Raw genomic sequence first — 9,204 nt, 5'->3', positions numbered from 1 at the left:
GCGCCACCCCCCAGACCCGCCAGGTAGTCCTCGAGGGAGGGCACCGTGGAGGGCGGGGCGGGCGGGGGCGTGCGTCGCCGGTACGGGCCGCGGCGTGGCGCGGACGTCCACGCGGCCCACGGAGACCGTGATGACCGGAGCGCGCGGCTGGGGATCCGGGTCGCGGGGCGGCGCGGCGGCGCGTACCGTGACCGCCTCGCCGGCAGGGCGCTCGCCGGCCGGGGGCGGTCGGGGGCGGGTGAAGGGTCCTTCAGACGCGTGACCACACGGGTGGGAGCGGGGGCGCCGGGGTCCGGGTGCTGCCGCTCCGGGACGGTGTCCGGGAGGGCCGTTCGGGCCGGTGGCGTGGCTGGGGGTACGGGCCTGTCGGCCGGGTGGGCTGCGTACCGGGGCGGCTCCGGGGGCTGCGGGCGCGGGGATACGGACTCGGGCTCCTCGGGCGACCGGGCGACAGGTGAACCCGGCGCGGGTGCTGCCACGGGTGCCGTCGCGGCCGGTGGCCGGTCGGGCGGCGTGGCCTCCGGTGCCGGTGCGCCGGCCGGTTCGGCGCCGGGCGCGCCCGTCCGGCGCGGCGCCGGTTCGGTGGGTGCGCCGGCAGGGGACGCGGGTACGGGCCGCGTCCGCCATCGGGGAGCCGGCGCCGTGCCGGGGAGCGGTTCTGCGGCCGCCGCTGCCGGCGTGGCCTGCGCGGTGTCCGTACGGGCGGACGGGTGACGCACGGTGAGGGGACGCCGGGCGGGCGCCTCATGGCCGGCCGCCCGGGGGCGCAACGGCTCGTCCTCGACCACGGTCAGCCCGAGCACGGGTGCCTCCTGGGGCTCGAAGCGCGACACAGGCCGGGCCTTCAGCGTCGTCGCGTGTCCCACCGCGACCCGTGCCAGGGAGCGCAGGTAGCCGCTCATCCGATCAGCTCCAGATAGCCGGCCCGGCGCAGCGGGTCGATGCCGAGGCACTCGCGCTCGCTCCAGCCGTACCTGTCGGCGAGCCGGTGGACGTCCAGCAGCAGTCGCCGGGCCCGCGCCTCCAGTTCGTCCCAGTACAAGGACACCGGGTCCAGGACCAGCTCGAAGGTGTGCTCGCAGCCTGGGCAGGACGCCGAGAGCCGAAGGTCGGCGTGCGGGTCGCGGCGCCCGAGTTCGGTGTCGAGCGCGTGGAGGAGCTCGGTGGGAAGGTCCTCGGCCGGGCGGAGTTCGCCGGCCCTGTCGAAGGACACCACGCAGGAGCGCAGGAGCACGCGGGCGGCGGACTCCGGGTCGGCGCCGGCCGCCGCCGTCTGCAGGTCACGGACGGTGGGCAGGCGGAAGCACACCACGCAGTCGCCGCTTCGCAGCTCGCCGTCGGCCGCCGCCCGGCTGTCGCCGTCGTCCGCAGCGTCGTCGTCCGCGCTTGCGTCCGCGTCGCCGAGGAGCTCGCTCAAATCGACCGCGACCTCCAGCCGGGCGTCGCAGGCGGAGCAGGTCGTCTCCCCCTCCAGCCGGCTGCCCAGGGTGTCCCGGCGGTCCCGCAGCAGCAGGAGGTTGCTCCTGCCGGCGGTCAGCCCGGCCAGCGTCTCGGCGGGGGTTCCGGGGCAGGCCGCGGCGAGCAGGAGGAGTCGTCTGGCCTCGGGGCGCCTCCTGCCCGCGCTCCACGCGTCGAGGATGCGGACGTCGTCCATGGACGGGCCTAGGGCTCGACGTACGTCGGTTCGGTGGGTTCGACCACCTCGTAGTCGCGCTCCCACCCCTCGTTCTCGAGTTTGAGGTGCTGGATGGCCACCGCGTTGGCGTTGGCGTCCAGATCCGGGAGGGCCTGGAACTCGGAGACCCACGCGCGGAACACCTTGTACGCGAGCACCAGCTGCCCGGCCTCGTTGTACACCTCGATCACGAGGTCCTTGCGGAAGTCCTTGAGCGAGGTCTCGCTGCCGAGCGCGGAACCGAAGTTCCACACCTTGTTGGCCCACTGCTCGAAGTCGGTGTCGTGCGTGACGCCGCGCTCCAGGGTGATCGCCTCGTACTCGGTGCGGCCCGGCGACTTGCGGCTGGTGCTCGGGTCGCCGCCGTCGCGGTGCTTGACCACCTCGGTGGTCCGCTTGAGCGCGCTGACCTTGCTCACGCCCGCGACGTACCTGCCGTCCCAGCGGACCCGGAACTTGAAGTTCTTGTAGGGATCGAAGCGATTGGTGTTCACGGTGAACGACGGCATGACAGCCCTCTCAACCCTGCGTCTGGCCGGTCAGCTGCTGGATGCGGATGAACACGAACTCGGCCGGCTTCAGCGGAGCGAATCCGAGGAGCACGTTGACGATGCCCCGGTCGATGTCGTCCTGAGTGGTGGTCTGGGCGTCGCACTTGACGAGGTAGGCGTCGCGCGGCGTCTTCCCCTGGAAGGCTCCCTGCCGGAACAGCCCGTGCATGAACGAGGTGAGGTTGAGCCTCAGCTGCGACCACAACGGCTCGTCGTTCGGCTCGAAGACCGCCCATTGCGTTCCCCGGAACGCGCTCTCCTCGATCACCTTGGCCAGTCTGCGCACCGGAAGGTACTTCCACTGGCTGGTGTTGGCGTCGGCGCCGTCGAGCGTGCGCGCGCCCCAGCTGACGGTGCCGTACACGGGCAGGGTGCGCAGGCAGTTCAGGCCCAGCGGGTTGAGTACGCCGTTCTCCGCGTCGGTGAGCTGGTAGGCCAGGCCGCCGACGCCCGCGAGCCGGGCCTCGGTGCCTCCGGGGGCCTTCCACGATCCGCGGGAGGCGTCGGTACGAGCCCACAGGCCGGCGATCGTGCCGCTGGGCGCGAAGGTGCGGAGCTGGAAGCCGTCCAGCGGGTCGGGCACCCGGACCCGCGGGAAGTAGGCCGCGGCGTCCGGTCCCTTGGCCGTCAGACCCTGGCTGATCCAGTCCAGTGCCGTGTCGACGTCGCGTACGGGCGGCGGCGGGTCGACGACGAGCATCGCCCGCCGGTCGGCGCAGAGCTCCATCGCCGCCCCGAAGACCGCGTTCGGGTTCACGGCCGGGTCGAGCCGGTCGGGGTTGCCCGGCTGGGCCCGGGTCGCGTCCGGGATGCTCAGGATCGTGAACAGGTCCACCCGGCGCAACGCCTGGATGCCGGTGAACCTGTGCTCGTCACCGATCAGGTCGCCGGTGCCGGGAAGCTTGAGCCCGTCGGCGCCGGGGACCGCGGACGCCTGGGCGGCCTGCGTCCGGCCCAGGCCCAGGCGGTAGCGTCCGACGTTGGCCTTGGCCGCGTCGAGCTTGAGCAGGCGAAGGAGGGTGGGGGCTGCCTCGTCTCCCCCTCCTCCCGGCTCTTCCGGGCCTTCGAGCTCGCTCGCGTGCTCCGGCTCGGAGAAGGTGAGCACGGCGTCCACCGCGCCGGGAAGCTCCTCGGGATCGAAGTCACTGATGACCCGCAGCCCCCGGCCGGTAAATGACGGCACACAGCGGACGCGCGCACCGACGTGAAGGGCCGACAGGCTCTGGTCGAGCTTGCGCTTGAGCAGGGCGCACAGTCCGGCGACCGACGTGGGCAGCGGCTCGCCCTTTTCGATCACCGTGACGACGACCTTGTCGAACACGCCGCCGGGCACGTCACTGCTGACCCTGAGGGCGTAGTCCTTGTCGTTCTTCAGCTCGTTGAGCCCGACGTCACCGCCCCAGGTCCCGGTCGCCATGGGCCTGGCGGTCGCGCCGGCGGGAACCGTCACGCTCACCATGCGCGAGCCGCTGTCGGGATCGCCGACCACCGCCTCCACGTAGGAGGGGCTCGCGGAGTCGACGCTCACTCCAGGGAAACGTTCCGTCGCCCCGCTTCGCAGATCGGTGACCGTCAGGTTGAACGCCTTGGTGTCCGTCGCGGGAATGCCGTCATTGTCCACGTCGACGACCAGGTCATTGCCCCACGCACCCCCGCTGGAGGCGGAGACCACCAGCGACGCGTTGGCGCCCGTGGTGTCGCCGTCCTTCAAGGTGATCGCGGCATCGGCCGCGTCGGGCGCGGGCACACGCACCACATAGGCGTCGGTTCCACCGTTCAGGAAGAACTGCTGCACCGCATAGCTCAGCTCGCTCCGCCGGTCGAGCCCACCGAAATTCCGCTCGAAATCCGCGAAACCGAGGATTCTGGTGGCCCGGTTCTCGGGGCCGCTCGCCGTGTACCCGACGAAGGCCGCGATCGACGACGGCGTCGCGACAATGGTCCGTGTGCCGCTTTGCAGCTCTTCGAGATAGACGCCTGGATAGGTCGGTACAACAGCCATGAGCGCGAATCCTCACCTCTCGAATGCCCCATGTGGCCGAACCGCGTCCGAAACGTCGAGCACTATGCGAACACCGGTCACCGAGAGGCAACCCCGATCAGGGCTTGACATCCCATGATCAGCAAAGTGACAACTCAATGTCAAAGACCGAACACACTCCGCATTCACGTGTCCGGAAGAGCTGGTACTGGCCGATTGTTCGCAGCCACCCCGGACGGCCCGCTCGAAACCATGCGGGTCTCGGCCCGCACAGGGACCGCGAGGGCCTCGGTCAGGCGCCGACGTAGGCGGAGAGGTGCTCGCCGGTGAGGGTGGTGCGGGCGGCGACCAGGCCGGCGGGGGTGCCCTCGAAGACGATCCGGCCGCCGTCGTGACCGGCGCCGGGACCGAGGTCGATGATCCAGTCGGCGTGCGCCATGACCGCCTGATGGTGCTCGATGACGATGACCGACTTGCCGGAGTCGACGAGCCGGTCCAGCAGGCCGAGCAGCTGCTCGACGTCGGCGAGGTGAAGGCCGTTGGTCGGCTCGTCGAGGACGTACACGCCCCCCTTGTCGGCCATGTGAGTGGCCAGCTTGAGCCGCTGCCGCTCCCCGCCGGACAGTGTGGTGAGCGGCTGGCCGAGGCTCAGGTAGCCGAGCCCGACGTCGGCGAGCCGGCCGAGGACGCGGTGCGCGGCCGGCGTGTGCGCCTCGCCTGCGCCGAAGAACTCCTCGGCCTCGGTCACCGGCATCGCGAGCACCTCGCTGATGTCGCGGCCGCCCAGGTGGTACTCGAGCACCGACGCCTGGTACCGCTTCCCCTCGCACTCCTCGCAGGTGGTGGCGACGCCGGCCATCATCGCCAGGTCGGTGTAGACGACGCCGGCGCCGTTGCAGGTCGGGCAGGCGCCCTCGGAATTGGCGCTGAACAGCGCCGGCTTCACGCCGTTGGCCTTCGCGAACGCCTTGCGGATCGGGTCGAGCAGGCCGGTGTACGTCGCCGGGTTGCTCCGCCGCGAGCCGCGGATCGGTGTCTGGTCCACCGACACCACGCCCGCCGAGGCCGGAACGGACCCGTGGATGAGCGAGCTCTTGCCGGAACCGGCGACGCCGGTGACGACGGCGAGCACCCCGAGCGGGATGTCGACATCGACGCCGCGCAGGTTGTGCGTCGTGGCGCCGCGGATCGGAAGCGAGCCGGTGGACTTGCGCACCGTCTCCTTGAGAGCGGCCCGGTCGCCGAAATGACGGCCGGTGACCGTGCCGCCGGCCCGCAGCCCCTCGACGGTGCCCTCGAAGCACACTGTGCCGCCCGCCGTACCGGCGCCGGGGCCGAGGTCGACGACGTGGTCGGCGATCGCGATCACCTCCGGCTTGTGCTCCACGACGAGCACGGTGTTGCCCTTGTCCCGCAGCCGCAGCAGCAGGCCGTTCATCCGCTGGATGTCGTGGGGGTGCAGGCCCGCCGTGGGCTCGTCGAAGACGTAGGTGACGTCGGTGAGCGAGGAACCGAGGTGGCGGATCATCTTCACGCGCTGCGCCTCGCCGCCCGACAAGGTGCCCGAGGACCGGTCGAGCGAGAGATAGCCCAGGCCGATCTCCACGAACGAGTCGAGGGTCCCCTGCAGCGCGGTGAGCAGCGGCGCCACCGACGGCTCCTTGAGACCGCGGACCCATGCGGCCAGGTCCCTGATCTCCATCGCGCAGGCGTCCGCGATGCTGATCCGCTTGATCTTCGACGAACGGGCGCCCTCGCTGAGCCGGGTGCCGTCGCACTCGGGGCAGACGCCGAACGTCATCGCCCGCTCCACGAAGGCACGGACGTGCGGCTGCAGCGCGTCGATGTCCTTGGCCAGCATCGACTTCTGGATCTTCGGGATCAGACCCTCGTACGTCAGGTTGACCCCCTCGACCTTGATCTTGGTCGGCTCCTTGTGGAGCAGGTCGTACAACTCTCGCTTGGTGAACTTGCGGATCGGCTTGTCCGGGTCGAAGAAGCCGCAGCCGCGGAAGATACGGCCGTACCAGCCGTCCATGCTGTAGCCGGGGATCGTGAGCGCGCCCTCGTTGAGCGACTTGCCGTCGTCGTAGAGCTGGGTGAGGTCGATGTCGGAGACCGTGCCCCGGCCTTCGCAGCGCGGACACATGCCGCCAGTGCGGCTGTAGGTCGCCTTCACGGCCTTCTTGTTGCCGCGCTCGACGGTGATCGCACCGCTCGCCCGGACCGAGGGGACGTTGAAGGCGTACGCGCTGGGCGGGCCGACGTGCGGCTTCCCGAGCCTGCTGAAGAGGATGCGCAGCATCGCGTTGGCGTCGGTGGCGGTGCCGACCGTGGAGCGGACCTCGGCCCCCATCCGCTGCTGGTCGACGATGATCGCGGTCGTCAGCCCGTCGAGCACGTCGACCTCGGGCCGCGCCAGCGTCGGCATGAAGCCCTGCACGAAGGCGCTGTAGGTCTCGTTGATCAGCCGCTGCGACTCCGCGGCGATCGTGTCGAACACCAGTGAGCTCTTGCCCGAACCGGAGACGCCGGTGAACACCGTCAGCCGGCGCTTCGGGATCTCGATGCTGACGTCCTTGAGGTTGTTCTCGCGCGCACCGTGCACGCGGATCAGATCGTGGCTGTCGGCGGCGTGCGGCGCAGGCGACTGCGTGCCCGTCCTCGAGGCCTTGCTCATCGTGTTCGTGTCTCCATCAGTGGGGCCGCAGCCGCCTGCGCGGTCTCCGTCGGGGTCGCCTGGCTCGATCTACTCGATCTGTCTGTCGCGAGGAGCGCCGCCGAGCGGTCCTCGCGACAGATCGAGCGCTATGCCTTGGCCTTCTGCTGGATCCGCACCATGTTGCCCGAGGGGTCGCGGAACGCGCAGTCGCGCGGGCCCCAGGGCTGGTCGATGGGCTCCTGGAGGACCTCGGCGCCGGAGGCCCGTACCCGCTCGAAGGTCGCGTCGAGATCGTCGGTGCTGAAGACGGTCATCGGCAGGACACCCTTGGTGAGCAATTCCTGCAGGGCGTCGCCGTCGGCCTGGGAACGGCCGGCATGCGGTACCGAGAGGACGATCTCGAGGTCATGCTGAGCAGCGCTGCCAAGGGTGACCCAGCGGAATCCGCCGGAAGCGACGTCATTGCGCGCTTCGAGGCCGAGCGCGTCGCGGTAGAAGGCGAGCGCCTCGTCCACGTCGTTGACGGTGATGTGGCAGTACTGGAGTGCGATGTTCATGTCGCCAACGTTAGGTGGCGGCGTCGCGGCCCGCTTCTTCAATCCTGCTCGGCGGATTTCTCGTCGGGCGGGTGTGCACCTTCGCCACACACGCGGGCATCGCCGCCACCGCGCGGTGCTCCCGTTTGCTGTACGCGCTCGGCGTCTCCCCCACGACCTCGGTGAACCTCGAGCTGAACGAACCGAGCGAGGTACAGCCGACCGTCATGCACGCGTCGGTCACGCTCATGCCCCCGCGCAGCAGTGCCATCGCCCGCTCGATCCGGCGGGTCATGAGGTAGCTGTACGGCGTCTCGCCGTAGGCCGCGCGGAACTGCCGTGAGAAGTGCGCCGGCGACATGAGCGCGTGGCGGGCCATCGTCGGCACATCGAGCGGCTGTGCGAAATCCCGGTCGATCAGGTCGCGCGCTCGGCGCAGGTGCACGAGGGTGGCGAGCTCTTCCGGGGTCATGGGACGACGCTACCACCCGACCCCTGAAACAGCCGTTGACCTGCATGAACGGAACGGTACCGGACGTGAGACGGCAGACGGGGGCGTCGCTCCGGAGCCAGGGCGTCGGCCGACGGGCGACCGTCAAGGACGTAGCCCTCAGCCTGTGGCACGCAGGGTGCGGCGCGCGGTGTCGCGGAGGTAGGCGATGACGTCCGGGTCGGCGTCGAGGGGTGTAGTCGGTGTCGAGGCCGGCCAGGGTCTGGGCGATGCGGGGCAGGGAGTCGTCGGAGGCGTCGACGAGGCAGGTGTTCTTCCCGGCGGGGCGAAGGCGGGTGGCCAGGCCTCGGGTGCGGGCGCGGATGTGGTCGGCGGGGGCGTGGACGGTGGCGACGGCGCGGTGGCGGGGGGGCGGCGGAGAGACGGTCGGCGACGAAGGCGGCGGGGTCGCCTCCGGGCACCGGGCGGGGCGGCACGCGCCGGCCGGTGGGTAGGGGGTGGGTGATGCGGTCGAGGCGGAAGAGGCGCCAGTCGTCCTTCTCGGTGTCGTGGGCGAGGAGGTACCACAAAACGGGAGGTTCCCCATGAAAATCGCAGTTCTCGGCACCGGCGGCGGTGGCCGCGCGCACGCCGCCAAGCTCGTCGAGCTCGGCCACAAGGTGTACGCCGGTACCCGCGACCCCGAGGCCACCCTGGCCCGTACCGAGCCCGACATGATGGGGAACCCGCCCTACGGCCAGTGGCTCGCCGACCACCCCGGCATCACCCTGGGCACCTTCGGCGAGGCCGCGGCCGCCGCCGACGAGCTGGTCATCAACGGCATCGACGGCCACAACGCCGTCGCGGCCCTGACCGCCGTAGCCGACGGGCTCGCCGCCAAGACGCTCGTCGACTACGCCGTCCCCTACCTCTACAACCCCGACGTCGAGCACCCCTGGCCCACCCCGTGGGGCGTCATGCCGAAGCTCGATCCGTGCGACACCGACAGCCTCGGCGAGCAGATCCAGCGCGCCCTCCCCGAGACCAAGGTCGTCAAGAGCTTCGTCACCCAGGAACAGACCACCGTCGTCAACCCCGGCGTCATCGCGGGCGGTGACCACACCATGTTCGTCGCCGGCGATCATGCCGACGCCAAGCAGCAGGTCACCGAGCTGCTCAAGGCCTACGGCTGGACCGACGTCCTCGACCTCGGCCCCCTCGTGTGCGCCCGTGGCATGGAGATGTACGCCCACATGCACTCCGCCATCGGCTTCGGCCTCGGCCAGCAGTTCGGCGGTCACTTCGGCATCAAGGTCGTGCGATAGGATCGAGGGGCGAGTGCCGCCGACGGCGGCAAGGACGAGCCGCT

At 70.8% G+C, this 9,204-nt stretch carries 8 protein-coding genes; 1 reads left to right on the top strand and 7 read right to left on the bottom strand.

What is annotated here, in order from left to right; all coding sequences use genetic code 11:
* Nucleotides 1–898: 898 nt before the first annotated feature.
* From J1792_RS17375 to J1792_RS35400, 7 genes are all read right to left on the bottom strand, one after another.
* Nucleotides 899–1,654, bottom strand: coding sequence for a hypothetical protein (locus tag J1792_RS17375; protein ID WP_086573031.1), 756 nt, complete (start codon nucleotides 1,652–1,654; stop codon nucleotides 899–901).
* 8 nt (nucleotides 1,655–1,662) lie between these two features.
* On the bottom strand, nucleotides 1,663–2,184 hold the full coding sequence (locus J1792_RS17370) for a phage tail protein (protein ID WP_086573033.1): 522 nt from the start codon (nucleotides 2,182–2,184) through the stop codon (nucleotides 1,663–1,665).
* 10 nt (nucleotides 2,185–2,194) lie between these two features.
* The gene (locus tag J1792_RS17365) at nucleotides 2,195–4,228 is read right to left on the bottom strand and encodes a phage tail sheath family protein (protein ID WP_086573034.1); all 2,034 of its coding nucleotides are present in this window, start codon (nucleotides 4,226–4,228) and stop codon (nucleotides 2,195–2,197) included.
* Between the two features lie 271 nt (nucleotides 4,229–4,499).
* The gene (locus tag J1792_RS17360; protein WP_207247639.1) at nucleotides 4,500–6,887 is read right to left on the bottom strand and encodes an ATP-binding cassette domain-containing protein; all 2,388 of its coding nucleotides are present in this window, start codon (nucleotides 6,885–6,887) and stop codon (nucleotides 4,500–4,502) included.
* Between the two features lie 128 nt (nucleotides 6,888–7,015).
* The gene (locus J1792_RS17355) at nucleotides 7,016–7,426 is read right to left on the bottom strand and encodes a VOC family protein (protein WP_086573036.1); all 411 of its coding nucleotides are present in this window, start codon (nucleotides 7,424–7,426) and stop codon (nucleotides 7,016–7,018) included.
* A 10-nt stretch (nucleotides 7,427–7,436) separates the two neighbouring features.
* Nucleotides 7,437–7,877 (bottom strand): helix-turn-helix transcriptional regulator, encoded by a 441-nt coding sequence (locus J1792_RS17350; RefSeq protein WP_086573038.1) that lies wholly within the window; start codon nucleotides 7,875–7,877, stop codon nucleotides 7,437–7,439.
* Entirely contained in the window at nucleotides 7,874–8,485 is a 612-nt protein-coding gene (locus J1792_RS35400) for a WYL domain-containing protein (protein ID WP_372446117.1), read from the bottom strand. Before J1792_RS35400 ends, J1792_RS17350 begins: the two co-directional genes overlap by 4 nt.
* Between J1792_RS35400 and J1792_RS17340 the strand changes: the two genes are divergently transcribed.
* On the top strand, nucleotides 8,441–9,160 hold the full coding sequence (locus J1792_RS17340) for an NADPH-dependent F420 reductase (protein ID WP_086574807.1): 720 nt from the start codon (nucleotides 8,441–8,443) through the stop codon (nucleotides 9,158–9,160). The two genes, J1792_RS35400 and J1792_RS17340, sit on opposite strands and share 45 nt — an antisense overlap.
* Nucleotides 9,161–9,204 lie beyond the last annotated feature (44 nt).

Source organism: Streptomyces triculaminicus, from assembly GCF_017349075.1.
GTDB lineage: Bacteria > Actinomycetota > Actinomycetes > Streptomycetales > Streptomycetaceae > Streptomyces > Streptomyces triculaminicus.
This window is presented reverse-complemented; position numbering and strand designations above follow the sequence as displayed.

Bases quoted from the DNA above. Each gene is read 5' to 3' on its own strand.
- J1792_RS17375 (WP_086573031.1), bottom strand. From the start codon at position 1,654: ATGGACGACGTCCGCATCCTCGACGCGTGGAGCGCGGGCAGGAGGCGC.
- J1792_RS17350 (WP_086573038.1), bottom strand. From the start codon at position 7,877: ATGACCCCGGAAGAGCTCGCCACCCTCGTGCACCTGCGCCGAGCGCGC.
- J1792_RS17355 (WP_086573036.1), bottom strand. From the start codon at position 7,426: ATGAACATCGCACTCCAGTACTGCCACATCACCGTCAACGACGTGGAC.
- J1792_RS17365 (WP_086573034.1), bottom strand. From the start codon at position 4,228: ATGGCTGTTGTACCGACCTATCCAGGCGTCTATCTCGAAGAGCTGCAA.
- J1792_RS17370 (WP_086573033.1), bottom strand. From the start codon at position 2,184: ATGCCGTCGTTCACCGTGAACACCAATCGCTTCGATCCCTACAAGAAC.
- J1792_RS17360 (WP_207247639.1), bottom strand. From the start codon at position 6,887: ATGAGCAAGGCCTCGAGGACGGGCACGCAGTCGCCTGCGCCGCACGCC.
- J1792_RS17340 (WP_086574807.1), top strand. From the start codon at position 8,441: ATGAAAATCGCAGTTCTCGGCACCGGCGGCGGTGGCCGCGCGCACGCC.